Source organism: Cupriavidus laharis, assembly GCF_914271435.1.
Classification (GTDB): Bacteria; Pseudomonadota; Gammaproteobacteria; order Burkholderiales; family Burkholderiaceae; genus Cupriavidus; species Cupriavidus laharis.
On sequence record NZ_CAJZAI010000009.1, the window covers coordinates 171969 to 197012 of the forward strand.

Consider the following 25044-nt stretch of genomic DNA (forward strand, 5'->3'; position numbering starts at 1 on the left):
GACGTACGCATGCCACACCAAGACTCCGCCCCGGCCCCGGCCGGCACGGCATCTCCGCCGGACTCGCGCATCGACGCGCGCACGCGCCGCGGCCGCATCCAGATGCTGCTGCTGTTGCTGGTGTGCGCATCGCCGGTGATTGCGTCCTACCTGACCTTCTACGTCTTCAAGCCGACCGGCGGCGCTACCAACTACGGCGCGCTGATCGATCCGCAGCGTCCGATGCCGGCCGTGCGCGTCGCCAACGAGCGCGCCGAGGCCGTGCCGCTCGAAAGCTTCCGCGGCAAGTGGCTGCTGGTGACGGCCGACCCGTCGGCCTGCGATGAAGCCTGTGCGAAGAAGCTCTTCACCATCCGCCAGATCCGCGCGGGCCAGGGCCAGGATCGCGAGCGCATTGTGCCGGTCTGGCTGATCACGGACGAGGGCGCCGTCGATGAGCGATTGTCCGCGGCCTACAACGAGCCCTATGCCGGCGTGCGCTTCCTGCGTATTCCGCCTGATGTGGCGCGGCAATGGCTGCCTGCTGCCGAGGGCAGCCGAATCGAAGACACCATCTTCCTGGTCGATCCGCTTGGCAACCTGATGATGCGCTTCCCGAAAGACCCTGATCCCAAGAAGATGAGCGGCGACCTCAAGAAGCTGCTCCGGGTCTCGCGCATCGGCTGAGGGGCCTGAGGGACGACACGCATGCTGCTTCAACTCGCCATCATCGGCATCCTGATCGCGCTGTTCCCGATCTCGTATGTCCTGGTCCGCGGCGACCGCAACAAGTACCGCAAGCTGGTCTGGATCACCGCGTTCCTGACGCTGGACCTGATCATGTTCGGCAGCTTTACGCGGCTGACCGATTCCGGCCTCGGCTGCCCGGACTGGCCGGGCTGCTACGGCCATTCCAACCCGCATGCGGCCATGGAGCCGATCCACGCCGCCGAGACTGCGCTGCCGAGCGGCCCGGTCACGCTCGCCAAGGCGTGGATCGAGATGATCCACCGCTATTTCGCCATGGCGGTGGGCGTGCTGATCATCACGCTGATGGTGCTGGCGTGGGTCAAGCGCAAGGAGCTGAAGCAGTCGCCGTGGTTTGCCACCGGCGTGCTGCTGCTGGTATGCGTGCAGGGTGCGTTCGGTGCCTTTACCGTGACGATGAAGCTGCAGCCCATCATCGTCGTCACGCACCTGCTGCTCGGCATGAGCCTGCTGGCGGCGCTGATCTGGCTCGGCTCGCGCAATGATCCGCCGCACCCTGTGGCGCCGCAGGCGGGAGCGCTGCGCTGGCCGGCGCGCGTGGCGCTGCTGCTGCTGGTGATCCAGATTTTCCTGGGAGGATGGGTCAGCACCAACTACGCGGTGATGGCGTGTACGGATTTCCCGCTGTGCAATGGCCAGCTCGTGCCGGAGATGGATTTCACGCACGGCTTCACGCTGTGGCGCCAGCTCGGCATGACCGCTGATGGCGACTACATTCCGCACGCGGCACTGGTGGCCATCCACTGGGTGCACCGCTGCTTTGCCGTGGTCGTGCTGGGCTACCTGGCGTGGTTCGGCCTGCGTGCACGCAGGCTGGAAGGGCTTGGCGGCGCGTCGTGCTGGCTGCTGGCCGTGCTGGCGCTGCAGCTCGCCACCGGTCTATCGAACATCGTACTGGACTGGCCGCTGGTGGCCGCCGTCGCGCACAACGGAGGGGCCGCGGTGCTCCTGCTGCTGCTGGTGCGACTCAACTACAATATAGGGCTCGCGACCCGGCCCGCCGGCGCTGCTTCCAGCGTGCCGACTGCCGCTCGCGCCACATGAAAGACAAACTCCCTCCCGTGGCAACCGCAACACAATCCCATCCCGTAGGCCGGGTGCGTCACCTGGTCCGCCAGTATGCCGCCCTGACCAAGCCGCGCGTGACGCAGCTCGCGGTGTTCTGCGCCATCATCGGCATGTTCCTGGCCACGCCGGGCATGGTGCCCTGGCGCGTACTGATCGGCGGCGCCGCAGGCATCTGGCTGCTGGCCGGGGCCGCGTTCGCCATCAACTGCCTGGTCGAGCAGAAGATCGACGCGCTGATGCGCCGCACGGCCTGGCGCCCGTCGGCCACTGGCGAGATCACCACCACCCAGACGCTGATCTTCTCGGCCATCCTGGGTGGCGCCGGTATGTGGCTGCTGCACGTGTTCGCCAACGACCTGACGATGTGGCTGACCTTCGCCACCTTCCTGGGCTATGCCGTCGTCTACACCATCCTGCTCAAGCCGGCCACGCCGCAGAACATCGTCATCGGTGGACTGTCGGGCGCCATGCCGCCGGCATTGGGCTGGGCAGCCGTGGCCAACGACGTGCCGGCCGAGGCCTGGTTCCTGGTGTTGATCATCTTCACCTGGACCCCGCCGCACTTCTGGGCGCTGGCGTTGTACCGCCGCGCGGACTACGCCAAGTCCGGGCTGCCGATGCTGCCGATCACGCACGGCGAGAAGTACACGCTGCTCAACATCCTGCTGTACACGCTGGTCATGATCGCCGCGACGCTGCTGCCGTTCGTCTACGGCATGAGCGGCTACATCTACCTGGCCAGCGCGCTGGTGCTGGGCGCCTGGTTCCTGAAATATTCGTGGACGCTGTACTGCAACTACTCGGACGAACTGGCGCAGCGCACTTTCCGTTTCTCGATCCTCTACCTGTCGCTGCTGTTCGCGGTGCTGCTGGTCGATCACTACTTCAAGTTCGTGCCCCAGGTCTGAGCGGCCTCGATGTTCGCGGCCTGCGACATCTTGTCGCGGCCGCGGCGATGCCGGGCACGGATAGGCGATACTGTGTGCTGCCCTCGCCATCGCGCGTCGCAGCTGCCCTGCCGGCGCCCCCGACTTCCGATCTCGCATGACCAAGCCAAGCCAATCCCACGGCCTTCTTGCCTCGTTCCGCCGCTTTGCGGCGCTGGCCTTCCTCGCCCTGGCCCTTGCCGCCTGTGGCCAGCAGAAGGCCTCGTTCCGCAACGTCGACATCAGCGGCGGGGCAGAGTTCGGCAAGGACTTCTCGCTGACCGACCACAACGGCAAAGTCCGCACGATTGCCGACTTCAAGGGCAAGGTCGTTGTGATGTTCTTCGGCTACACGCATTGCCCGGATGTCTGTCCGACCACCATGGCTGAGCTCAAGGCGGTGATGGAGCAACTCGGGCCGGACGCCGACAAGGTCCAGGTGCTGTTCGTCACGGTGGATCCGGAGCGCGATACGCAGGCGCTGCTGGCGCAGTACGTGCCGGCCTTCGACCCGCGTTTCCTCGGAATGCGGCCGGCCGATGATGCCGCGCTGCAGAAGGTGGCCAAGGACTTCAAGGTGTACTACGCGAAGGTGCCGGGTACGTCGCCGAACAACTACACGATGGATCACTCGGCGGGTAGCTATGTGTTTGATACGGAAGGGCGGTTGAGGCTGTTCATCCGGCATGGGCAGGGGCCGGAGCCGATTGCTCACGATATCAAGCAGCTGCTGTCCTGAGCGGGGCGGCGACAGCACGAAAAAAAGGCCGGTCGAGTGGACCGGCCTTTTGCATGGTGCCTGCGGATAACCAGGCGCCGGAAGCGATCAGGCAAACGCCTGCAACGCCCCCTTCATCTTCTTCATCGCCGCCGCCTCGATCTGGCGGATCCGCTCGGCCGACACGCCGAATTCATCGGCCAGCTCATGCAGCGTGGCACCACCCGAGCCGTCGTCCTCGACATTCAGCCAGCGCGCTTCGATGATGCGGCGGCTGCGTGCGTCCAGGCGCGTCAGCGCCTCTTCCAGCCCCTCGACCTGCATGCGGTCCTGGCGCTTGGCTTCCAGCACGCGCGTGGGTTCGTTGTGGTTGTCCGCCAGGTAGGCGATCGGGGCGAACTCTTCCTCGCCATCGTCGACCTGGCCTTCGAGCGCGAGATCGCCACCCGACAGGCGGGTTTCCATCTCCATCACTTCTTCGGGCTTGACGTTGAGGTCGCGCGCGACGGCTTCGATCTGCTCCGGCGTGAAGGTGTGGGAGCCCTGCTTGTGGCTGCGCAGGTTGAAGAACAGCTTGCGCTGGGCCTTGGTGGTCGCCACCTTGACCATGCGCCAGTTCTTCAGCACATATTCGTGGATCTCGGCCTTGATCCAGTGCATCGCGTACGACACCAGGCGTACGCCCTGGTCCGGGTCGAAGCGCTTCACGGCCTTCATCAGGCCAATATTGCCTTCCTGGATCAGGTCGGCGTGCGGCAGCCCGTATCCCAGGTACTGGCGTGCGATCGACACCACCAAGCGCAGATGGGACATCACCATCTGGCGTGCGGCGTCGACGGAATCATGGTCGCGCAGTTCGCGCGCGAGGCGTTGCTCTTCCTCCGCGGTGAGCAGGGGAATGCGGTGTACGGCCTGGATATAGCTTTCCAGGTTGCCCACGGTGGCCGGGAAGGTCAATGCAAAGCTTCCGGCCTGCTTGGGCGCCGTCGGCAGACGGCTGTTCATCAGGGTTTGGTCGGCAGACAAGACTGCGTTCACTCAATTGCTCCTTTCGCATCCGGCGGTTCGGTTGCCGGCGTGCCGATCCGGGTGGGAAGGCACGGCATTGCAACACATCTTAGCACTCAAGCCGGGTGAGTGCTAATTGGAGTTCCTAAGGCGTCGATAGTTCCTGATGATTGTCATCTATCTTTGAATAGCCTTATATCTATCAAGATACTCACGCTGCACATCGGCAAGCCGGACACCTCTGGTTAGAGACCGGCCGGCCTTCTCGGTTCGCACTGTCAGGCGGGATACTGTATTACGCCACCCGCTACACTGACAGTGCTGGCGCGAGCACCGCCACAGCCCACAAGAGCCTGCCTCACGACCCGGAGGACCTATGTCTGCCATCGAACACTTGCTCAAGCCTCACGTGCGAGACCTGGGCGATTTCACCGTGCGCCGGCTGCTGCCCGCGGCGGCTACCCAGACGGTCGGCCCGTTCATCTTCTTCGATCATATGGGCCCGGTGACGCTGCCACCCGGGCAGGGCGCGGATGTGCGTCCGCATCCTCATATCGGCCTGGCAACGGTCACGTACCTGTTCGATGGGGAGATCATGCACCGGGACAGTCTCGGCAGCGAACAGCTCATCCGTCCCGGTGACGTGAACTGGATGACCGCCGGAAACGGCATCGTCCATTCCGAGCGCTCGCCCGAATCCGTGCGCAAGGCGGGCGCGCGCCTGCATGGCATCCAGACCTGGGTGGCGCTGCCGAAGGGCCATGAGACCGTGGAGCCGTCGTTCTTTCATCATCCGGGCGCCACGCTGCCCAAGATCGAGCTGCCTGGCGTGCGCATGACGGTGATTGCCGGAGATGCCTTCGGCAAGACTTCCCCGGTCAAGGTATTCAGCCGCACGCTGTATGTGGCGATCGAGATGGATGCCGGTGCAAGCCTGGAGATCCCGCCCGAGCATGCCGAGCGGGGCATCTACCCGGTTGACGGCAGTGTTGCACTCGACGCGGAGGTGCTGCCGGCAGAGCATATGGTGGTGCTCGCGCCCGGCCAGACGGTCACGCTGACCGCCACCGTGCCATCGCGCGTGATGCTGCTGGGCGGCGATCCCACCGACGGGCGGCGCCATATCTTCTGGAACTTCGTGGCCAGCAGCAAAGAGGCGATCGAAGCCGCATCGCAGCGCTGGGAGGACGACCAGTTCCCGCACGTCCCCGGCGAAACCGAACGCATTCCGCTGCCGCCCCGCAAGCCCTGAGGGGCGGACTTGGCGCCGGTCAGAGCGGACTGGCCCAGGCTACGCGCGTGCCCTGGCGCAGGCACTCCTGGATGGCGCGCACCTGCGTGGCGATCGGGCCGGGTACCGGCACCGCGCCGTCCAGCACCTTGCGCGTCCAGGCCGCCGTGTCCGGCACGTCGCTGCCCTGCGGCAGTTCCGGCACATCGGCGATCGAACCACTGGTCGGGTCGACGATGGTTTGCTGGTGGCCATCGTGCAGCCAGTCGATGCGGCTGCCGCGGCGTGCATCGGCCACCACCTCGCCTTCTGTGCCGCGCGCCAGCAGCACATTGGCCGGCTCATGCGAGAAATAGTCAGTCAGCGTTTCGCGGTACTCGGGATGCGTATAGCTGTACAGGCGCAGCGCCTCGGCCGGCGAATGCGCGCCGACCGGCTGCAGCATCTTGGCCACGGTGTGCGACGAGTTGCGCAGGCCGATGACATTGCGTCGGTCCAACAGCTGAGACAGGCCCGGCGACAGCACATCCACCGGCACGACTGCCAGCGGCCCGTTGGCGCCGTCGCCATCGCGCAGGCGCGCGGCGGCCTCATCGGTGGAGGTACACAACGGTACGCCGAGCGCTTCGAACAGGGTCAGGCTCGTCACGCGGCCCTGAAACACGCGCGAACCGTGCACCAGCACCGGGATATTTTCGCGTGCCAGCAACAGGGCCAGCAGCGGCACCAGGTTGGGCTGCTTGCGCGCGCCGTTGTAGCTCGGGATGACCACCACCTGGCGGTCGCCCGGCGCGGCCAGCGGCCGGCAGTGCGCGTGCGCGGCCTCGAGCATGCCGGCCAGCTCGTGCGGGGCCTCGCCCTTGATGCGGTAGGCCATCAGCACCGCGCCCAGCTCCAGGTCCGACACGCGACCGGCCAGCATGGCGTCGAACAGGGTTTGCGCGTCTTCGCGCGGCAGCGCGCGGGCGCCGTTCACGCCGCGGCCGATTTCCTTGATGTAGCGGGCCGCGGTGAAGGGGCCCGTGGCAGGTGTGGCGGTCGATGTGGTCATGGGCGGGCAGCGTTGGGGTGATTGGAGGTCTCGCTTCATGATAGCGGAGCGCCGCCGCCACGCCCATGGCGGCGGGCGCGTCCGTGGCCGTTCAGGCCGCTTCCTGCAAGGCCGGGTTGCGCTGCTTGCGGTAGAGGAAATCCAGCACCGCCGTGCGGCAGGCGTGATAGTCCTTGTCCTCGGCCAGCGCCACGCGGTCGCGCGGCCGCGGCAGGCCGACGCTGAGGATCTCGCCGATCGTGGCCGCCGGGCCGTTGGTCATCATCACGATGCGGTCGGCCAGCAGCACAGCCTCGTCCACGTCGTGCGTGACCATGACCACGGTGCTGCGGGTCCGCTCCACGATCTTCAGCAAGGCATCCTGCAGGTGTGCCCGAGTGAGCGCGTCGAGCGCGCCGAAGGGTTCGTCCATCAGCAGCACCTTGGGTGCCATGGCGAGCGCACGCGCAATACCCACGCGCTGCTTCATGCCACCCGAGATCTCGTGCGGGAATTTCCCTTCCGCGTGGGTCAGGCCCACCAGCGCCAGCGCGTCATGTGTACGCGCCTTGAGCTGCGCCTTGCTTTCTTTGCCGCCGAACACGCGTTCCACGCCGATGTGGACGTTGTCGAAACAGGTCATCCACGGCAGCAACGAGTGGTTCTGAAACACTACGGCGCGTTCGGGTCCGGGCCCGGAGATTTCCCGGCCCGCGCAGATCAGCCCCCCGCTGGTCGGCGTGGCCAGGCCCGCGACGAGGTTCAGCAGCGTGGACTTGCCGCAGCCCGAATGGCCGATCAGCGTGATGAACTCCCCCTGCGCGATCTGCAGGTTGATGTCGCGCAGCGCCACGAACGGCCCCTTGCGCGTCCTGAAGGTCTGCCCGACGTTTTCGATGCTGACGAACTTTTCCATGGCGGTTTCCGTTGGTTTGCGCGCGGCGCGGTCAGTTGCTGCCGTAGCTGAAGCGCCGGGCCAGCGCCAGCAGCGCATGCTCCAGCAGCAGGCCGATGACGCCGATCACGAAGATGGCAATGACGATGTGCTCGACCTTCAGGTTGTTCCACTCGTCCCACAGCCAGAAGCCGATGCCGGTGCCGCCAGTTAGCATCTCGGCCGCCACGATGACGAGCCATGCCGTGCCGATCGACAGCCGCACGCCGGTCAGCATGTACGGCAGCACGGCCGGGAACAGCACGCGCGTGAACACCTTCCATTCGGAAAGGTCCAGCACGCGCGCCACGTTCAGGTAGTCCTGCGGCACGCGGGTGACGCCGACTGCGGTATTGATCACCATCGGCCAGATCGAGCAGATGAAGATGGCCCAGATCGCGGCAGGATTGGCGGCCTTGAACAGCAGCAGCCCGATCGGCAGCCACGCCAGCGGCGACACCGGCCGCAGCAGGCTGATCACCGGCGATGCCATCGCGTTCAGGAAGGCGAAGCGCCCGAGCACGAAGCCGGCCGGAATGCCGACCAGCGCCGCGAGCCCGAAGCCCGCCCCGACGCGCGCGAGCGACGCCAGCACGTTCCAGCCGATGCCCTGGTCATTGGGGCCATTGCGATAGAACGGGTCGCTGAAGAGCGGCGCGGCTGCATTCCAGGTGGCGCCTGGTGTCGGCAGCGCCGGGATCAGGGTGGCGATGCCGTGCCAGGCAAGCACGAACAGCGCAAAGCCCAGCAGCGGCGGCACGCCTTTGAGCACGAAGGTGCTGAGCGCCTCGCGGCGTTCGGCGCGGCGTGCCTGGGCTTCGATCTCCAGCGCGCGGCGCCGCGCGCGCTCACTGGAATCTGGGTCGGCCTGCAAGCGGGTGGCGCCTTCCGGCACGGGTCTGGCGATGGCATTCACGTCTGGCTCCTTGGTTCAGGGGCAATCCGAAACGATGGCGATGGCCTGCGTGTCAGGCCTTGATCTTGAAGCCGTCGGCGTAGGCCTTCGGGTCCTTGGTGGCATCCCACACCACGCCGTCGATCAGCTTCGCGGTGCGGAAGTCGCTCTTGGGCAGCGGCACCTGCGCCGCCGCGGCGGCCTGCTTGTAGAGGTCGATGCGGTTGACCTGCTTTGCCACCGCGAGATAGTCGGGATGGGTCTTGAGCAGGCCCCAGCGCTTGTGCTGCGTCAGGAACCACATCCCATCCGACAGGAACGGGAAGTTGGCCGAGCCGTCCTGGTAGAACTTCATGGCGTCGGGATCATCCCAGGTCTTGCCCAGGCCATTGCTGTAGCGGCCCAGCATGCGGTCCAGGATGATGTCCATATCGGTGTTGACGTAGGACTTGGCGGCGATGGTCTCGGCCGTCTTGCGGCGGTTCGAGGCCGACGCGTCGATGTACTTCGACGCCTCCAGGATCGCCGCCACCATGGCGCGCGCCGTGTTCGGGTTCTTCTGCACGAACTCGGCGGTGGTGCCGAGCGTTTTCTCGGGATGGTCCTTCCAGATCGCCTGCGTGGTCTCCGCCGTAAAGCCGATCTTGTCGGCAATGGCGCGTGCGCCCCATGGCTCGCCCACGCAGAAGCCGTCCATATTGCCCACGCGCATATTGGCCACCATCTGCGGCGGCGGCACGGTGATGGCCTTGGCGTCCTGCATCGGGTTGATGCCGTTGGCGGCCAGCCAGTAGTACAGCCACATGGCGTGCGTGCCGGTCGGGAAGGTCTGGGCGAAGGTGTAGTCGCGCTTTTCCTTGCTCATCAGCGCTCTCAGGCTGGCGCTGTCTTTCGCCCCCTTCTCGGCCAGCTTGGACGACAGCGTGATGGCCTGTCCGTTGTGGTTCAGGCTCATCAGCACGGCCATGTCCTTTTTCGGGCCACCGATGCCCAGCTGCACGCCATAGACCAGGCCGTACAGCACGTGGGCGGCGTCGAGCTCGCCATTGACCAGCTTGTCGCGCACGCCTGCCCAGGACGCTTCCTTGGTCGGCGTGATCTTGATGCCGTACTTCTTGTCGAGCCCCAGCGTCGCCGCCATGACCACCGAGGCGCAGTCTGTCAGCGGGATGAAGCCGATGCGCACCTCGGGCTTCTCCGGCGCGTCCGAACCTGCCGCCCATGCGCCGGCGCGCACCAGCGGATCGACCAGGGTCATCACGCTGGCCCCGGCAATGGTGGCCAGCGCGCGGCGGCGGCCGCTGCTGGCCGGTGCCGCGTCGGCAGTGGCGAGGTTGGCATCGACCGCGGCGGGCAGCGGCTTGGCATTCCTGAGGCGAGAGGGCATTGCTGGGCTCCGAGAAAAAGCAAAAGCGTCCCGATCCGCAGCCCGCGTTCGCCAGAAGACGGGTGCAGCCCGGGACGCCGTTGTCCATGGCGTGGCGCGGCCCGCGTTGGCCGTACCCGCCTGAGTTGTGATCGGCCCTCGTTGGCCGATGCGCGGATAACGCAATGGCTGTGCCAGGCTCAGTGGCGGCCTGGACGGCCTGTGCAGGGGGCAAAAACGGGAATCCGGGGTGAGTCGTGCCCGCCGGCCGCGCAGGCCGGGCCGGGAGGGAGTGCCGCTGTCATTCACCAGCGCCAGATTTGTGCATTGCACCAGCGGCGTGCCGGAGCCGCACCGCGTGCGGATGCTCAGCCCATCACGTCGATCACGCGCTGGGCCGCGTCCACCAGCTTCAGGCCGCGCTCCATTGCCATGCTGCGCAGGCGCTTGTAGGCCTCGTCCTCGGTGATGCCGCGCGCCTGCATCAGCAGGCCCTTGGCGCGCTCGACCACCTTGCGCTCGGCCAGCTTCAGGCGCGTGGCATCGAGTTCGGCGCGCAGCTGCTGGTCCAGCTCGAAGCGGGCGTAGGCGACGTCCAGCACGGTCTTGACGCGCTCGGCGCGCAGGCCGTCGACGATATAGGCCGTGATGCCGGCCGACAGCGCAGCCTTGATGCGCTGCGCGTCGTCGTTGTCGGTGAACAGTACGATGGGGCGCGGTGCGTGCTGCGTGGACACGCACACGTGCTCCACGGTGTCGCGCGCGGCGGATTCGGAGGCGATGATGATCAGGTCCGGCTGGCTGGCCGCGATCACGTCGGGCAGGCGCAGGTCGGCGTCCACGGTCTGGATGTCGGTGAATCCGGCGCTGAGGAGCCCGCCGCGGATGGTCTCGACGTTGAGCGGGTCGACGTCATGCGGGTCGCGCACCAGCAGGATGCGCAGCGTGCGGCTGCCCGGTGCGGGGCCCTGAGGGGGCTGGCTGGACTGGCTGGAAGAGGGGGACGGGTGGCGGCGGGTCATGGCTATCGTGGGTTGCCTCGCACCATGCAAGATCCGCGCCGGGTATTCGTTCCGGCACGCCGCTGGGCACATAAGGGGCTTACCCGTATTCACTGTATGCCGTCGTACGCAGGCCGGCGGGCAGGTGTATCCTGTTGCCCTGCTGCGCCCCGGGGGGTGTCTGCTGGCGACACCGGCCGCCCGTGCGCACAGATATCAGAACAAGTCTGGAGAGATGCATGACCGAATTCGTTTTTGCCCCGCCGGCACCCGTTGGCGTGCCCGTGCGCGGCAGCAACGCTAGCTTCCCGGTGCGCCGCGTGTACTGCGTCGGCCGCAACTACGCCGCCCACGCCCGCGAAATGGGCTCGGACCCCGACCGCGAGCCGCCGTTCTTCTTCTGCAAGCCGTCGGATGCGGTCAGCTACGTGGCGGACGGCACCGAGGGCGCCTTCCCGTATCCACCGGGCACCAGCAACGTCCACTATGAAGTGGAAATGGTCGTGGCGATCGGCAAGGGCGGCAAGGACATCCCGGTGGAACAGGCAGCCAGCCATGTATTCGGCTACGCCGTGGGCCTGGACATGACGCGCCGCGACCTGCAGAACGAATCGAAGAAGACCGGCCGCCCCTGGGAGACCGGCAAGGCCTTCGACCGCTCGGCGCCGATCGGCCCGATCGTGCCGGTGTCGGCCATCGGCCATCCGGAGAAGGGCGAGGTGACGCTGTCCGTCAACGGCGTGGAAAAGCAGCGCGGCGACCTGGCCGACCTGATCTGGTCGGTGCCGGAAATGGTGTCGTACCTGTCGAAGCTGTTCGAACTGCAGCCCGGCGACGTGATCTTCAGCGGCACGCCCGAGGGCGTGGGCCCGGTGGTCAAGGGCGACGTGATGCAGTGCCATGTCGGCGGCGTGGGCGACCTGACCATCAAGGTGGTCTGATCCGATGAAGCTCTACAGCTATTTCCGGAGCTCCGCGTCCTATCGCGTGCGTATCGCGCTGGAGCTGAAGGGCCTGCCGTACGACTACGTGCCGGTGCACCTGCTCAAGGACGGGGGGCAGCAGCTGCTACCCGAGTTCCGGGCGCTGAACCCGGACGGCCTGGTGCCCGCGCTGGTGCTCGACGATGGCCAGGTGCTGCAGCAGTCGGTGGCCATGATCGAGTACCTGGACGAGATCCATCCCGAGCCGAAGCTGCTGCCCGGCACCGCACTGGACCGCGCCTACGTGCGCGGCCTGGCGCTGGAGGTTGCCTGCGAGATCCATCCGCTGAACAACCTGCGCGTGCTGAAGTACATCAAGCGCACGCTGGGCGTTGCCGACGAGGCCAAGGACGCGTGGTACCGGCACTGGATCGAACTGGGCTTTGCCTCGGTCGAGGCCAACCTGGAACGCCAGGGCAAGGTCGGCCGCTTCTGCTTCGGCGATACGCCGACGCTGGCCGACATCTGCCTGGTGCCGCAGGTCTTCAACGCGCAGCGCTTCAATATCGACGTGAGCCGCTACCCGACCATCGCGCGGATCCAGGAAGCGTGCATGGAACTGCCGGCGTTCCAGAAGGCGCAGCCGAAGGAACAGCCCGACGCGGAGTGATTGGCGGGCTCAGCCATGAAAAATGCCCCGGCAGGACCGGGGCGTTTGCTTATTCGGGCGACGCAATCAGCCGAGCAGCGCGTCGGCAAACTCCTCCGCCTTGAACGGCTGCAGGTCTTCCACCTTCTCGCCGACGCCAATGAAATAGACCGGCACCGGACGCTGGCGCGCAATGGCCGCGAGGATGCCGCCCTTGGCGGTACCGTCGAGCTTGGTCACGATCAGGCCGGTAAGGCCGAGCGCGTCGTCGAACGCGCGCGTTTGCGCCAGCGCGTTCTGGCCGGTGTTGGCATCTATCACCAGCAGGACCTCGTGCGGGGCCGTGGGCATGGCCTTGCTGATCACGCGCTTGACCTTCTTGAGCTCTTCCATCAGGTGGAGTTGCGTGGGCAGGCGCCCGGCGGTGTCGGCCATCACGATGTCGATGCCGCGCGCGCGCGCCGCATTGACCGCGTCGAAAATCACCGCGGCCGGGTCGCCGCTCTCCTGCGCCACCACGGTCACGTTGTTGCGCTCGCCCCAGATGGTGAGCTGCTCGCGCGCGGCGGCGCGGAAGGTGTCGCCGGCTGCCAGCAGCACGGACTGGCCGTAGTGCTGGAAGTGCTTGCACAGCTTGCCGATGCTGGTGGTCTTGCCGGCGCCGTTGACGCCCGCGATCATCATCACCAGCGGCTGCTCGCGGCCCAGCGCCATGGTCTTTTCCAGCGGGCGCAGCAGCTGCACTAGCAGGTCGCGCAGCGCGGCCTTGACGCCTTCGGCCGATTCGATGCGCTCGCTGCGCACGCGCTTGCGCAGCTCGCCGAGCAGGTATTCGGTTGCCTCGACGCCGGCGTCGGCCATCAGCAGGGCGGTCTCCAGTTCCTCGAACAGGGCTTCGTCGACCTTCATGCCGACGAACAGCGTGCTCAGGTTCCGGCTGGTCTTGGACAGGCCGGTGCGCAGGCGCTGCATCCAGCCACGCCGGGCTTCCACCGTCTGCGCCGGCGGTGGGGTCAGCTCCATGTCTTCCAATGCGGCCGGCGCGGCGACCGGCGCCGAAGCAGCGGGTACTACCGGCGCGGGAGACGGGGCAAGGGACTGGGCCGGGCTGGCGGCGGGGGAGGGTGCCGGGGCGGGAGCCGGGGCCGCGGCGGGCGGTTCTGCCGGCGCAGGGGCCGGCTCGGCCTTGCGCTTCTTCCAGAAACTAAACATTGGGGAAAGGGGTCAATACCCCGTCAGGATCGGCCGCCGTCCGGCGGCGCCGTTAATCATCAAGGCCTTACGCAATATTCCGGCACGCCACCCGCCTCTCGTTGTGGTGCGTGCCTGCTTTTGCGTATAGTTCGTAACACAGCGGATTCATGGGCACATGAATCGATCGGCAAAATTCTAGCAGACGGGGTTGCATGGACCATCGCACTGTCGTGACCGGAACGGGCGCCGCCCGCCCTGAACCCTTCCCCGCCCTTGCCGGGAGCAGGGCGTCCCTGGAACGCCTGGCCAGGCGGGCACTGCCCGTCCTGCTGCTGGCCGCGGCGCCGTGGTCGGCCGGCGCCGAGGCGCAGCGCACCGTCGCCTCGCCCATGCCGTCCGCACAGACCGCGCCAGTGGGGGCCACGGCGCAGGGCACGACGGAGTACCGGTTGTCCAACGGCCTGCGCCTGATCGTCAAGGAAGACCACCGGGCTCCCACGGTGGCGCACCAGATCTGGTACCGCGTCGGGGGTATCGACGAGGTCAGCGGCACGACCGGCGTCGCCCACATGCTCGAGCACATGATGTTCAAGGGCACGCCCAAGGTCGGCGTGGGCGAGTTTTCCAAGCAGGTCGCGGCGCTCGGCGGGCGCGAGAACGCCATGACCAACCGCGATTTCACGCTGTACTACCAGCAGATCGGCAAACAGTATCTGCCGAGGATGATGGAGCTGGAAGCCGACCGCATGGCCAATCTCATCTTCAACAAAGGCGAGTTCGAGCGCGAGATGAAGGTCGTGATGGAAGAGCGCCGCCTGCGCACCGACGACTCGGCGCGCGGTACCGTCTACGAGCAACTGCTCGCTTCCGTCTATGTCGCCGCGCCCTACCGGCATCCGGTGATCGGCTGGATGGACGATCTCGTCAATATGCGCCTGGAAGACGTAGAGGCCTGGTACCGCAGCTGGTATGTGCCCAATAACGCCATGGTGATCGTCACCGGCGATGTTAATCCAGCCGAGGTCCGGGCCATGGCCGAACGCTACTACGGCAAGCTCAAGCCGCACCCGCTGCCGCTGCGCAAGGACCAGATCGATCCGCCGCAGATCGGCATCAAGCGCATCTGGGTGAAGGCTCCGGCCGAGAACCCGTACATGGTGATGGCCTATAAGGTGCCGCGCCTGCGCGATGTCGAAAAGGATGTCGACCCGTACGCGCTCGAGGTACTGGCCGCGGTGCTCAACGGCTACGACAACGCGCGCCTGACACGCGAGCTGGTGCGCGAGCAGCGCCTGGCCGACGACGTCAATGTCGGCTACGACAGCATCAACCGCGGCAATTCCCTGTTCGTGCTCGACGGCACGCCGGCCGACGGCCATACCACCGACCAGATCGAGGCAGCGCTGCGCGAGGAGATCCAGCGCATCGCGAAGAACGGCGTCTCGCCCGAGGAGCTCAAGCGCGTCAAGGCGCAGGTCGTGGCCAGCCAGATCTACAAGCGCGATTCCGTATTCGGCCAGGGCATGGAAATCGGTGTGGCCGAGATATCGGATATCTCGTGGCGCAACATCGACCGCATCCTCGAGAAGATCAAGGAAGTCACGCCGGCCCAGGTGCAGGCCGTGGCCGCGAAGTACTTCACCGACGACAACCTGACGGTGGCCACGCTGTTGCCGCAGCCGATCGATCCGAACAAGCCCAAGGCGAAGGCCCCGGAAGGCCTGCGCCACTGAGGATCCACGCATGTCCCTGCCCCAGATGAGCGAGATGAGCGAGATGACCACTCCTTCCCCACACGCGCTGCGCCGACTGGCCGGCGCAGCTTTGGGCGCGCTGGCACTGCTCGCGGCGCACGCCGCGCTGGCCGCCATTCCGATCGAGCACTGGACCGCGTCCACCGGGGCGCAAGTGTTCTACGTGCACAGCCCATCGATCCCGATGCTGGATATCAACGTGGATTTCGACGCCGGCAGCCGCTATGACCTGCCAGGCAAGGCCGGACTCGCTACGCTCACGGCGGCGCTGCTGGACAAGGGCGCTGCCGCGCGCAACGGCCAGCCGGCGCGCGACGAGGCGCAGATCGCCGATGCCTTCGCCGATACCGGCGCCGTCTTCGGCGGCGCGGCCGGCGGCGACCGCGGCGGCATCGGCATGCGCACGCTGACCGCGCAGCCGGAGCTCGATCAATCCGTGGCGCTGGCCATGCAGCTGATCCAGGCGCCCACCTATCCGGACGCCGTGGTGGGCCGCGAAAAACAGCGCCTGATCAGCGCCATCCGCGAAGCTGACGCCAAGCCCGGCGTGATCGCCGACAAGGCGCTCGCCAAGGCGATGTATCCGGGCCATCCGTACGGCGTGTCAGCCACGCCGGCCTCGGTGGAATCGATCTCGCGCGATGACATCGTCAAGTTCTGGCGCGACAACTACGGCGCGTCGCGCGCGGTGGTCACGCTGATCGGCGCGATCGACCGCAAGCAGGCCGAAGCCATTGCCGAGAAGCTGACCAGCGGCCTGCCGCCGGGCAGCGCGGCACCGGCCATGCCGCAGGTGCAGACGACCATACCGGCCAGCGAGCAACGCATCCCGCACCCCGCGCAGCAGGCGGCGGTGGTGACCGGCCAGCCGTCCATCGCACGCGGCGACCCGGACTACTTCGCGCTGCTGGTCGGCAATTACGTGCTGGGCGGCGGCGGCTTCAGCTCGCGCCTGACGGATGAGGTGCGCGAGAAGCGCGGACTCACCTACGGCGTAGACAGCTACTTTGCGCCGTCCAAGCAGCCGGGCCCATTCGGCATCAGCCTGCAGACCAAGAAGGAGCAGACCAAGGAAGCGCTGGGGCTGGTGCGGCAGGTGCTGGCCCGCTTCGTCGCCGAAGGCCCGACCGACGCCGAGCTCAAGGCCGCCAAGGACAACCTGGTCAACGGCTTCCCGCTGCGCATCGACAGCAACCGCAAGCTACTGACCAATGTGGCCAATATCGGTTGGTACGGGCTGCCGCTCGATTACCTGGACACCTGGACCGCCCAGATCGGCAAGGTCACGCGCCAGCAGGTGAAAGCGGCGTTCGGGCGCCATGTCCATCCCGACGACATGGCCACGGTAATCGTCGGCGGCCCGGAATGAGCGCGGGCCCTGTGGGGCCTGTTGCACCCAGCATGCCTGGAACAGGGCTGGCCGAACGGCCGACAGGCTCTACAATCACGGGATGAATTCGCGTTCCCGATCTCCATCGCCCGCTGCGAGCGGGCGATCGTCTTCTCCGGCGCCGCGCCAGGCGCCATCCCAGGTCCGCATCATCGGTGGCCGCTGGAAGCGCACGATGCTGCCCGTGCCCGAAGCGCAAGGGCTGCGGCCCACGCCGGACCGCGTGCGGGAAACCCTGTTCAACTGGCTCGGCCAGGATTTGTCCGGCTTGACCTGCCTGGACCTGTTCGCCGGCTCGGGTGCACTGGGTTTCGAAGCCGCCTCGCGCGGTGCCGAGGCCGTCACGCTGGTCGAATTCAACCCGCGTGTCGCCAAGCAGTTGCGCGACAACCAGTACCGGCTCGATGCCGCCCACATGCGCGTGGTGCAGGGCGATGCCTTCGCCGTGGCCGCCCAGATGCCGGATGCGAGCTTCGACGTGATCTTCCTGGACCCGCCCTTCGCCGAGGACTGGCTGCGGCCCGCGCTCGAGCATGCGGCGCGGCTGTTGCGCCGCGGCGGCGCGGTGTACGTGGAGACGGACCGATCGCTGACTGGCGCGGATGCGCCGGTGCCGGCATCGCTGGAAATTGTCCGCCAGGCGCGTGCCGGCGCGGTGCATTTCCATCTGCTGCGGCATCGCGGTGCCGACGGCGCCGGGGCCTGACGCGAGCGGTAGCGCGTTGTGCAAGCCGGCAAAAGCACAAGTCGACGACTTCCAATTCACGGATTTAGCGTTACACTACGCCGCTGTTATAACGCTCGCGACGCATCAACCACCCGGCGGAAGCCGGCAGGCAAGGCGGTTCGGAAAAGGACCGGCAGCGGGCAGATCAAGGAGGAAGTATGGCCATCGCGGTCTACCCCGGTACGTTTGATCCCATGACCCGGGGGCACGAGGATCTGGTCCGCCGTGCGTCGAATATCTTCGACGAACTGGTGGTTGGCGTGGCGCACAGTCCCAACAAGCGCCCGTTCTTTTCGCTCGAGGAGCGCATTGCCATTGCCCGCGAAGTGCTGGGCCACTACCCCAATGTGCGCGTCGAGGGCTTTGCGGGCCTGCTCAAGGATTTCGTGCGCAAGAACAACGCACGCGTGATCGTGCGCGGCCTGCGCGCCGTGTCGGATTTCGAGTACGAGTTCCAGATGGCGGGCATGAACCGCTACTTGCTGCCGGACGTGGAAACCATGTTCCTGACGCCGTCCGACCAGTACCAGTTCATCTCCGGCACCTTCGTGCGCGAGATTGCCGTGCTGGGCGGAGATGTCAGCAAGTTCGTGTTCCCGTCGGTGGAGCGCTGGCTGCAAGAGAAAATCGGCAAACCGGAATAAAATACTGGCTTCAGACGCGTCGATTCGCGGCCAGTTCGGGCGCGGGCGCGTCCGCTGGAAGGAAACACCATGGCGCTGATGATCACCGACGACTGCATAAATTGCGACGTTTGTGAACCCGAGTGCCCGAACGAAGCTATTTCGATGGGGCCCGAGATCTATGAAATCGACCCCAACAAGTGCACCGAGTGCGTTGGTCACTTCGATGAGCCGCAATGCCAGCAGGTTTGCCCGGTGGCGTGCATCCCCAAGGACCCGAACCGCGTCGAGACGCATGAAGTCCTGATGCATCGGTACCGGTTGCTGACCGCGGCCAAGCACGCGGCCTGACAAGCGGGGCTTCGGTAAACTCGCAACAAAAACCCGCCAGAAGGCGTAATGCCGTTCAGTTAAGGTCTCGATTGAGGAATCGAACGGGATAGTGTGAAGGGCGGGACTTAACGACCCGGTCGCATGAGCGACCGGGTCGTTTTACATTGGGCAGCGTTTTCAGACGGTCGCGTAGTCGGCGCAGACAGGCGGGCAACCAAATAAAAATGCCGTTCAGTTCTTAACTGAACGGCATTACGCCAGAAGGCGGGTTTTTTGTCGTCCGGGGTCAGCGTGTCGTGTGCAGCGCCATCATCGCGCGTTCGGTTTCTCCGCGTGCCAGCAGGCCGAGCGGGTCGATGCAGCGGTCGATGGCTTCGTCGATCGCCTGCTGCTCTTCCTTGCGCGGCGGCTTGAGCACGAAGTTGACAACATCCTCGCGGCCCGCGCCGGCCCCGCCGGGCTGGTTGCGCGGATGCCCCACGCCCAGGCGCAGGCGCCAGAAGTCCTGCGTGGTCAGGTGGGCGGCAATGTCCTTCAGCCCGTTATGGCCGCCCGCGCCGCCGCCGCGCTTGAGCTTGGCGGCGCCAGGAGGCAGGTCCATCTCGTCATGCGCGACGACGATCTCGTCGGGCAGGATCTTGTAGAAGCGGGCCAGCGATACCACGGCCAGGCCGGACCGGTTCATGAACGTAGAGGGCTTGAGCAGCCAGATGTCCTGGTCCCACAGGCGTGCGCGCCCTGCCAGGCCGTGGAAGCGGCCTTCCACGCGCAGCGTGGTGCCGCCCATGCGGGCGAGCTGGTCCACCAGCCAGAAGCCGGCGTTGTGGCGGGTGGCCTCGTATTCCGCGCCGGGATTGCCGAGGCCGACGATGAGCTTGATCATGCGTTGAACTGGGTTGGATGGCGGCAGGGTTGCTGTCGTCTTGCAGGCGCCAAGCATACGCCAAAAAAAACCGCCGGCATGACCGGCGGTTCTTTCCGTCTTGCGGTCGGGCCGCAATACCGTTTTGGTAACTCAGGCAGCTTAGGCAGCCGGCGTTTCGCCTTCGCCTTCGCCTTCTGCGCCTTCGGCAGCCGAAGCGGCACCAGCCGGCAGCGAGATGCTGGCGATGGCCGGGTTTTCGTCGCCGTGGGTCACGACGGTCACGCCCTTCGGCAGCTTCAGGTCAGCCAGGTGCAGGGTCTGGCCCAGTTCCATGGTGCCGACGTCCACTTCGATGAACTCGGGCAGGTCGGCCGGCAGGCACGACACTTCCAGGTCGTTCACGATGTGGTTGACCAGGCCGTGGCCCAGCTTCACGCCAGGAGCGGTTTCCTGGTTCATGAAGTGCAGGGGCACCTTGACGTGGACCTTTTCCGAGGCCGACACGCGCTGGAAGTCGACGTGCAGCACCAGCGGCTTGAACGGGTGCATCTGGAAGGCACGCAGCAGGGCCTTCTCGGTCTTGCCTGCGACTTCCAGGTCCAGGATCGACGAGTGGAAGGCTTCCTTCTTCAGGGCGTGCCACAGCGCGTTGTGATCCAGTTCGATCATCTTCGGTTCGGCGGCGCCGCCGTAGATGATGCCGGGGGTCTTGCCCGAATTGCGCAGGCGGCGGCTCGCACCCGTACCCTGTACGCTACGCTCGAAAGCGACTACTTTCATGATGACTCCAAAGTAAAGAAGGCTGTCCGCGACCAGACAGCCCTGTTGTGGCGCAATCGAAACCGATGCGCCGGTCACATCACGCCGATCGCTGGAAAACCGGCAATCGGCGTGGCAAAGCCAGAGATTCTATCAGGAACCCGCAAACAGCGACATGATCGAGTCGCCCTTGACGATACGGGTGAAGGTTTCGGCCAGCAGCGGGGCGGTCGACAGCTGACGGATCTTGCTGCACTTGGCCGCTTCTTCCGACAGCGGGATGGTGTCGCACACCACCACTTCATCGAGCGCAGAGTCCGCAATCCGGGCAGCCGCACCACCGGACAGAACAGGGTGCGTGCAGTAGGCGAAGACCTTCAGCGCGCCGCGCTCCTTCAGCACCTGGGCCGCCTTGCACAGCGTGCCGCCGGTGTCGATCATGTCGTCCATGATCACGCAGTTGCGGCCGTCGACTTCACCGATGATGTTCATCACCTCGGCCACGTTGGCCTTGGGACGGCGCTTGTCGATGATCGCCAGGTCGCAGTTCAGTTCCTTGGCCAGCGCACGGGCGCGGACCACGCCGCCGACGTCGGGCGACACGACCAGCAGGTCGCCGTAATTCTTCTCGCGCAGGTCGCCCAGCAGCACGGGGGATGCGTAGATGTTGTCGACGGGGATATCGAAGAAGCCCTGGATCTGGTCAGCGTGCAGGTCCATGGTCAGGACTCGGTCCACACCGGCCACTTCCAGCATGTTGGCCACGACCTTGGCCGAGATCGCCACGCGCGCCGAACGCGGGCGGCGGTCCTGGCGGGCATAGCCGAAGTAGGGCATTGCGGCGGTGATGCTGCGCGCCGAGGCGCGCTTGAGCGCGTCGACCATCACCATCAGTTCCATCAGGTTGTCGTTGGTCGGCGCGCACGTGGACTGCAGCACGATGACGTGCTTGCCACGAACGTTTTCCTGGATATCGACCTGGACTTCGCCGTCGGAGAAACGGCCAACGAGCGCCTTGCCCAGTGGAATGCCGAGGTGCTGTACGACAGCCTCCGCGAGTTTGGGGTTGGCGTTGCCGGTAAATACCATCAAGCCTTCGCTGCTCATTCGGGGCACCTGTCTTGCTGCTGGGGGAGCTTGGCGTCACCGGCAATGCCGGTGACTGATACTGAGTGTCGTAACGACACTATAGGAATGTAATGGCAGGGGAAGAAGGATTCGAACCTTCGAATGCCGGAATCAAAATCCGGTGCCTTGACCAACTTGGCGACTCCCCTACACAACCTTGCCGTTCTTCGTGGTACCAAACTGCCGTACCTCGCCGAACGATAACTTGCTATGCGAACGCCGCGAGCGGGTGACGTGCCAGACTGCGCACACACCTGCCATCCCACTGGGGAGGCAACCGCTTCAGGATCTGCTGCGCCGTTTGCTCGTCAGGGAAACGTGCAAACACGCAGGCTCCGGAACCGGTCATCCTTGCATGCTGATTGAACTGCTTCAGCCATCCAAGGGCTCTGGCAACTTCGCCGAACTTCGCTGTTGCTACCGCTTCCAGGTCGTTGCGACCGAAAGCGAATTTGTTTGTGCAAGCAGCGAAGACCGCAATTATGGAGACGGGCGTATCCCTTGTCAAGCACTCATCCGAAAAAATCTCTCCTGTCGGAACATGTTGCTTCGGATGGACGACCACGAACCAGCTCTCCGGCAGGTCCACCGGGGTCAGTTCCTCGCCCACGCCTTCCGCGAACGCGTTCTCGCCGAACACGAACACGGGCACGTCCGCACCCAGCGTCAGCCCGATCCGCATCAGCTCGGCGCGCGGCAGGCCCAGGCCCCACAAGTGGTTGAGCGCGAGCAGCGTCGTGGCCGCGTCGGACGAGCCGCCGCCGATGCCGCCGCCCATCGGCAGGATCTTGTCGATCCCGATGTCCGCGCCAAAGCACGTGCCCGTTGCCTGCTGCAGTGCGCGCGCAGCGCGCACGACGAGGTCGCTTTCCGGCGGCACGCCGGGGATGTCGGTGGTGCGCGCCACGATGCCGTCGTCGCGGCGCCGGAAATGCAGCGTGTCGCACCAGTCCACGAGCTGGAACACCGTCTGCAGCGTGTGATAGCCGTCCGGGCGCCGGCCCGTGACATGCAGGAACAGGTTGAGCTTGGCCGGGGCAGGGCAATCGCGCAGTTCCGGCGGCGGCAGGTTGATGGTTCCGGTCAAGGTGTTTCCTCCGCGTCGATCACGAGCTTTACCGACAGCGGCGTGGGGCCGCTGTCGCGCTCCAGGTCGATGCGCCGCGGCTGCGCTGCTGTTTGCGTAGCGGATGGCGTGTCCTGCCAGGCCACGTAGCGCACGCTCCAGCCGTCCTGTGCCAGCGTGGCAAGTCGGCCCTGCGCATCGCGCGTGGCGCTGGCCGGCCGGCCGGCTGCCGGGCGGCCATGCAGCCAGTCGCGCATGCCGGCCACCGGCAGCGCAAAGCCGAGCGCTTCCTCCAGCAGGCTGTCGACTTCCGGCGCATTGCGCGGCGGCTTGTTGGGCAGGTCGAGCGTCGCGCCCGACGGCGTGGCGGTGACCACGGCCAGCGTCTGGCCCAGTGGCGACAGCAGGTCGAGGCGCACGTTGCGGCCCTGTTCTTCCCAGCGGAAGCTGCCCTGCACGCCCTCGTCGCGGCCGTAACGGACATAGTTGGCCGAGAAGCGGCCGGTGTAATGCCGGCTTGTGGCGGTTTCGCCGGCATCGAAGCCGCGCGAAGGCGCAACGCTGGCGCAGGCCGCCAGCAACAGGGGCGCGCCAAGGCAAAGCAGGGCCAGGCGGCGGGATCGGTTCATGGTCGGCATTCGGGAAAGCGGGCTGCCCTGGTGGGACAGCCCGCGACAGATGGCAGGGCCGGTCGCGAGGACAGGCCCGGGCCTACTTGGAGAGCAGGACGTTGTAGCGGCGCAGGGTATCGACCAGGGTTTCGTTGTCCGGTTCGATCTTGGCGGCTTCGGTCCAGGTCTTGCGGGCTTCGTCGCGCTCGCCGAGCTGCCATAGCACCTCGCCCAGGTGCGCGCCGATCTCGGCCTCGGGGGCCTTGGCGTAGGCGTTCTTGAGCAGGTCCGCCGCTGGCTGCAGTTCACCCATGCGGAATTTCACCCAGGCGAGGCTATCCATGATGTACGGATCATCCGGCCCCAGTTCCGAGGCGCGCTCGAGCAGCTTGCGCGCTTCCGGCAGGCGTATGTTGCGGTCGGCCAGCGAATAGCCGAGCGCGTTGTACCCCTGCTTCTGCTCCGGCTGCAGCGCGATCACGCGCCGCAGGCCCTGCTCCATGCTGTCGTAGCGCTTCTGACGCTCGTCCAGCATGGCAAGCTCGTAGATCCAGTCGGCGTTGTCCGGCTCCGTCGTGACGCGCTCGTCGAGAACCTTGCGCGCGCGATCGTAGGCCTTGGTCTCCATCAGCGTGGCGACCTCGGCCTGGCGGATGGCCATCATGCGCTGCGAGCGCTGGGCCGGATCGGGGATGTCCTCGGCATCGCTGAGCATGTCGCCGAAGATGGCCTGGGCATCGTCGAGCTTGCCCAGGCGCGCAAGCAGCTGGGCGCGCTTGGCCGCTGCGGCGGGCCCCAGCCGGCTGTCCTCGATGCGCTCGAGCCACCGGATCGCGCCTGCGTAGTCCTTGCGCTCCTCGGCAATCTGGGCCAGGTACTGGAAGGCGATGTCCGGATTGGCGGTCGGCACCTTCTCGGCGAGCTGCAGGTACTCCTTCAGGTACTGCTCGGCCTCGCCGAAATCCTTGGCCTGGAGGCTGGTCAACCCCAGCGCGAGCGGCACGCGCGGGTCGGTCGGTGCGACCTTGCGCAGCGTCTCGAATTCCTGTCGCGCGGCGGGCATGTCGTTGTGCATCAGGTACAGGCGCGCCAGCGTGATGTGGCCGCTGACGGACCGCGGCGACTTGTCGAGGAAGCGGCGCAAGCCGGCAATGGCCTGGTCGGGCTCGTTCTCGGCGCGCAGTTCGGCCGCCATCAATGCGGCAGGCTCAAAGTCGGGGCGCAGCCGCAGCGCTTCGTCGAGCGCCGTGAGCGCGGCCGGGGTATTGCCCGCGATTTCCTGCGCCCTGGCGATGGCAAGGTGCGTTTCCGGCAGGCGCGCGTCGTCCCGGATCAGCTCCTGCAGCAGTGCGGCCGCGCCGGCCGGGTCGCTGGTGCGTGACATCTGCTGCTGAAGCTGGAGAATGCTTTCGCCACGGTGGTTGGCGGGCACGCCGGACAACTGCTGTGCCAGCAGCGGCCGCACTTCACTCCAGCGGCCATTGAGCACCAGCAGGGTCGAGAGCACCTGCCGCGCCGCCGGCGAGCCTGGTGCGAGGTCGCTCCACAGCCGCGAGGCATCGAGCGCCTGCTGCGGAATGCGTGCGTTGAAGGCAATCTCCGTCGCACGCTGCGCAAAGCGCGGGTCGCGCGTGGAACGGGCCAGTTCGAGGTAAGTGCGATAGGCCGGTCCGACCAGCCCGCGCTGCAGCGAGATCTCGGCGGCCATCACGCGGTACATGATGTCGCCGGTCAGCGGTACGTTCGGCAGCGTGACGCCGGCTTGTGCCGCGTCGGGCTGCGCGGGCGCGGCCTGGACCGCGCCGATCGCGGCAAGCGCCAGGCAGGCTGCCGCAGTCACGGACCGGATGTGGCGCCCGGTGCGGCCCGCCGACCCCGCAGCCATGCCTGGGCGCGGGGTGATGGCCTTCGCGGGGAAGTCCACGCGGCCCGGCGCAGCGTTCGCCGCGGGTCTCGCAACAGGATCCGGAAAAAGGTCCGACATGTGATGATTGCTCCGGCGCTCTCAAGCGTTCGAATGATAGGGGCATTGTAGCCTGCCGCTACAATGCGCTGCTTGCCGGCGCGGCCATGTGAGCGCGCTTCCGACAGGAATTTG

Annotated in this window: 25 protein-coding genes, 1 tRNA gene and 1 pseudogene; 12 read left to right on the forward strand and 15 right to left on the reverse strand. The window is 66.4% G+C overall.

Features of this window, described 5'->3' with window-relative positions; genetic code table 11:
* Positions 1-9: 9 nt before the first annotated feature.
* The 4 genes from LDO29_RS18825 to LDO29_RS18840 all read left to right on the forward strand — a co-directional run bounded on the left by LDO29_RS18825 (position 10) and on the right by LDO29_RS18840 (position 3480).
* On the forward strand, positions 10-666 hold the full coding sequence (locus LDO29_RS18825; protein ID WP_224081310.1) for an SCO family protein: 657 nt from the start codon (positions 10-12) through the stop codon (positions 664-666).
* 21 nt (positions 667-687) lie between these two features.
* On the forward strand, positions 688-1791 hold the full coding sequence (locus LDO29_RS18830) for a COX15/CtaA family protein (RefSeq protein WP_224081311.1): 1104 nt from the start codon (positions 688-690) through the stop codon (positions 1789-1791).
* Positions 1788-2723 (forward strand): heme o synthase, encoded by a 936-nt coding sequence (gene cyoE / locus LDO29_RS18835; protein WP_224081312.1) that lies wholly within the window; start codon positions 1788-1790, stop codon positions 2721-2723. The genes LDO29_RS18830 and cyoE overlap by 4 nt, the downstream gene beginning before the upstream one ends.
* Before the next feature lie 136 nt (positions 2724-2859).
* Positions 2860-3480 carry an SCO family protein gene (locus LDO29_RS18840; RefSeq protein ID WP_224081313.1) on the forward strand — a complete coding sequence of 207 codons (621 nt, stop codon included), beginning with the start codon at positions 2860-2862 and terminating at the stop codon, positions 3478-3480.
* A gap of 87 nt (positions 3481-3567) precedes the next feature.
* Here LDO29_RS18840 and rpoH read toward each other — a convergent pair whose 3' ends face one another.
* Entirely contained in the window at positions 3568-4497 is a 930-nt protein-coding gene (gene rpoH, locus LDO29_RS18845; RefSeq protein ID WP_396022689.1) for an RNA polymerase sigma factor RpoH, read from the reverse strand.
* A gap of 346 nt (positions 4498-4843) precedes the next feature.
* Here rpoH and LDO29_RS18850 point away from each other — a divergent pair, with 346 nt between their 5' ends.
* Positions 4844-5719: a pirin family protein gene (locus LDO29_RS18850; RefSeq protein WP_224081315.1), complete on the forward strand. Its 876-nt coding sequence runs from the start codon at positions 4844-4846 to the stop codon at positions 5717-5719.
* Positions 5720-5738: 19 nt separating this feature from the next.
* On the opposite strand, the gene ybiB is transcribed toward LDO29_RS18850, so the two are convergent.
* The 5 genes from ybiB to LDO29_RS18875 form a co-directional block, all read right to left on the reverse strand.
* Positions 5739-6749 carry a DNA-binding protein YbiB gene (gene ybiB / locus LDO29_RS18855; RefSeq protein ID WP_224081316.1) on the reverse strand — a complete coding sequence of 337 codons (1011 nt, stop codon included), beginning with the start codon at positions 6747-6749 and terminating at the stop codon, positions 5739-5741.
* A gap of 91 nt (positions 6750-6840) precedes the next feature.
* The gene (locus LDO29_RS18860; RefSeq protein ID WP_224081317.1) at positions 6841-7644 is read right to left on the reverse strand and encodes an ABC transporter ATP-binding protein; all 804 of its coding nucleotides are present in this window, start codon (positions 7642-7644) and stop codon (positions 6841-6843) included.
* Between the two features lie 31 nt (positions 7645-7675).
* On the reverse strand, positions 7676-8578 hold the full coding sequence (gene ntrB / locus LDO29_RS18865; protein WP_224081318.1) for a nitrate ABC transporter permease: 903 nt from the start codon (positions 8576-8578) through the stop codon (positions 7676-7678).
* A gap of 52 nt (positions 8579-8630) precedes the next feature.
* Positions 8631-9944 (reverse strand): CmpA/NrtA family ABC transporter substrate-binding protein, encoded by a 1314-nt coding sequence (locus tag LDO29_RS18870; protein WP_224081319.1) that lies wholly within the window; start codon positions 9942-9944, stop codon positions 8631-8633.
* Between the two features lie 347 nt (positions 9945-10291).
* Positions 10292-10945 carry an ANTAR domain-containing response regulator gene (locus LDO29_RS18875; RefSeq protein ID WP_224081320.1) on the reverse strand — a complete coding sequence of 218 codons (654 nt, stop codon included), beginning with the start codon at positions 10943-10945 and terminating at the stop codon, positions 10292-10294.
* 218 nt (positions 10946-11163) lie between these two features.
* Between LDO29_RS18875 and LDO29_RS18880 the strand changes: the two genes are divergently transcribed.
* Together LDO29_RS18880 and maiA are read left to right on the forward strand one after the other, a co-directional pair.
* Positions 11164-11865 (forward strand): fumarylacetoacetate hydrolase family protein, encoded by a 702-nt coding sequence (locus LDO29_RS18880; protein ID WP_224081321.1) that lies wholly within the window; start codon positions 11164-11166, stop codon positions 11863-11865.
* Positions 11866-11869: 4 nt separating this feature from the next.
* Positions 11870-12517: a maleylacetoacetate isomerase gene (gene maiA / locus LDO29_RS18885; RefSeq protein ID WP_224081322.1), complete on the forward strand. Its 648-nt coding sequence runs from the start codon at positions 11870-11872 to the stop codon at positions 12515-12517.
* 66 nt (positions 12518-12583) lie between these two features.
* Here maiA and ftsY read toward each other — a convergent pair whose 3' ends face one another.
* Complete coding sequence (gene ftsY / locus LDO29_RS18890) at positions 12584-13708, reverse strand: signal recognition particle-docking protein FtsY (protein ID WP_224081323.1); 1125 nt, start codon at positions 13706-13708, stop codon at positions 12584-12586.
* 194 nt (positions 13709-13902) lie between these two features.
* Between ftsY and LDO29_RS18895 the strand changes: the two genes are divergently transcribed.
* From LDO29_RS18895 to LDO29_RS18915, 5 genes are all read left to right on the forward strand, one after another.
* The gene (locus LDO29_RS18895; protein WP_224081324.1) at positions 13903-15423 is read left to right on the forward strand and encodes a M16 family metallopeptidase; all 1521 of its coding nucleotides are present in this window, start codon (positions 13903-13905) and stop codon (positions 15421-15423) included.
* Positions 15424-15466: 43 nt separating this feature from the next.
* Complete coding sequence (locus tag LDO29_RS18900) at positions 15467-16813, forward strand: M16 family metallopeptidase (protein ID WP_396022693.1); 1347 nt, start codon at positions 15467-15469, stop codon at positions 16811-16813.
* 82 nt (positions 16814-16895) lie between these two features.
* Positions 16896-17540, forward strand: a complete 645-nt coding sequence (rsmD, locus tag LDO29_RS18905) for a 16S rRNA (guanine(966)-N(2))-methyltransferase RsmD (protein WP_224081325.1) — start codon at positions 16896-16898, stop codon at positions 17538-17540.
* A gap of 179 nt (positions 17541-17719) precedes the next feature.
* A complete protein-coding gene (coaD, locus tag LDO29_RS18910; RefSeq protein WP_224081326.1) occupies positions 17720-18205 on the forward strand; it encodes a pantetheine-phosphate adenylyltransferase in 486 nt (161 codons plus the stop codon).
* 69 nt (positions 18206-18274) lie between these two features.
* Positions 18275-18535, forward strand: coding sequence for a YfhL family 4Fe-4S dicluster ferredoxin (locus tag LDO29_RS18915; RefSeq protein WP_224081327.1), 261 nt, complete (start codon positions 18275-18277; stop codon positions 18533-18535).
* Between the two features lie 55 nt (positions 18536-18590).
* Here LDO29_RS18915 and LDO29_RS18920 read toward each other — a convergent pair.
* The 8 genes and pseudogenes from LDO29_RS18920 to LDO29_RS18955 form a co-directional block, all read right to left on the reverse strand.
* A pseudogene (locus tag LDO29_RS18920) lies at positions 18591-18731 on the reverse strand (IS4 family transposase); the annotation flags it as partial.
* Between the two features lie 72 nt (positions 18732-18803).
* The gene (gene pth / locus LDO29_RS18925) at positions 18804-19400 is read right to left on the reverse strand and encodes an aminoacyl-tRNA hydrolase (RefSeq protein WP_224081328.1); all 597 of its coding nucleotides are present in this window, start codon (positions 19398-19400) and stop codon (positions 18804-18806) included.
* Positions 19401-19541: 141 nt separating this feature from the next.
* A complete protein-coding gene (locus LDO29_RS18930; protein ID WP_224081329.1) occupies positions 19542-20162 on the reverse strand; it encodes a 50S ribosomal protein L25/general stress protein Ctc in 621 nt (206 codons plus the stop codon).
* A 132-nt stretch (positions 20163-20294) separates the two neighbouring features.
* Positions 20295-21248, reverse strand: a complete 954-nt coding sequence (locus tag LDO29_RS18935; RefSeq protein ID WP_224081330.1) for a ribose-phosphate pyrophosphokinase — start codon at positions 21246-21248, stop codon at positions 20295-20297.
* 93 nt (positions 21249-21341) lie between these two features.
* A tRNA-Gln gene (locus tag LDO29_RS18940) sits at positions 21342-21418 on the reverse strand.
* A 59-nt stretch (positions 21419-21477) separates the two neighbouring features.
* Positions 21478-22356, reverse strand: coding sequence for a 4-(cytidine 5'-diphospho)-2-C-methyl-D-erythritol kinase (gene ispE / locus LDO29_RS18945; protein WP_396022690.1), 879 nt, complete (start codon positions 22354-22356; stop codon positions 21478-21480).
* A complete protein-coding gene (gene lolB, locus LDO29_RS18950) occupies positions 22353-22964 on the reverse strand; it encodes a lipoprotein insertase outer membrane protein LolB (RefSeq protein WP_224081331.1) in 612 nt (203 codons plus the stop codon). Before lolB ends, ispE begins: the two co-directional genes overlap by 4 nt.
* A gap of 82 nt (positions 22965-23046) precedes the next feature.
* On the reverse strand, positions 23047-24930 hold the full coding sequence (locus LDO29_RS18955) for a tetratricopeptide repeat protein (protein WP_396022691.1): 1884 nt from the start codon (positions 24928-24930) through the stop codon (positions 23047-23049).
* Between the last annotated feature and the right edge of the window lie 114 nt (positions 24931-25044).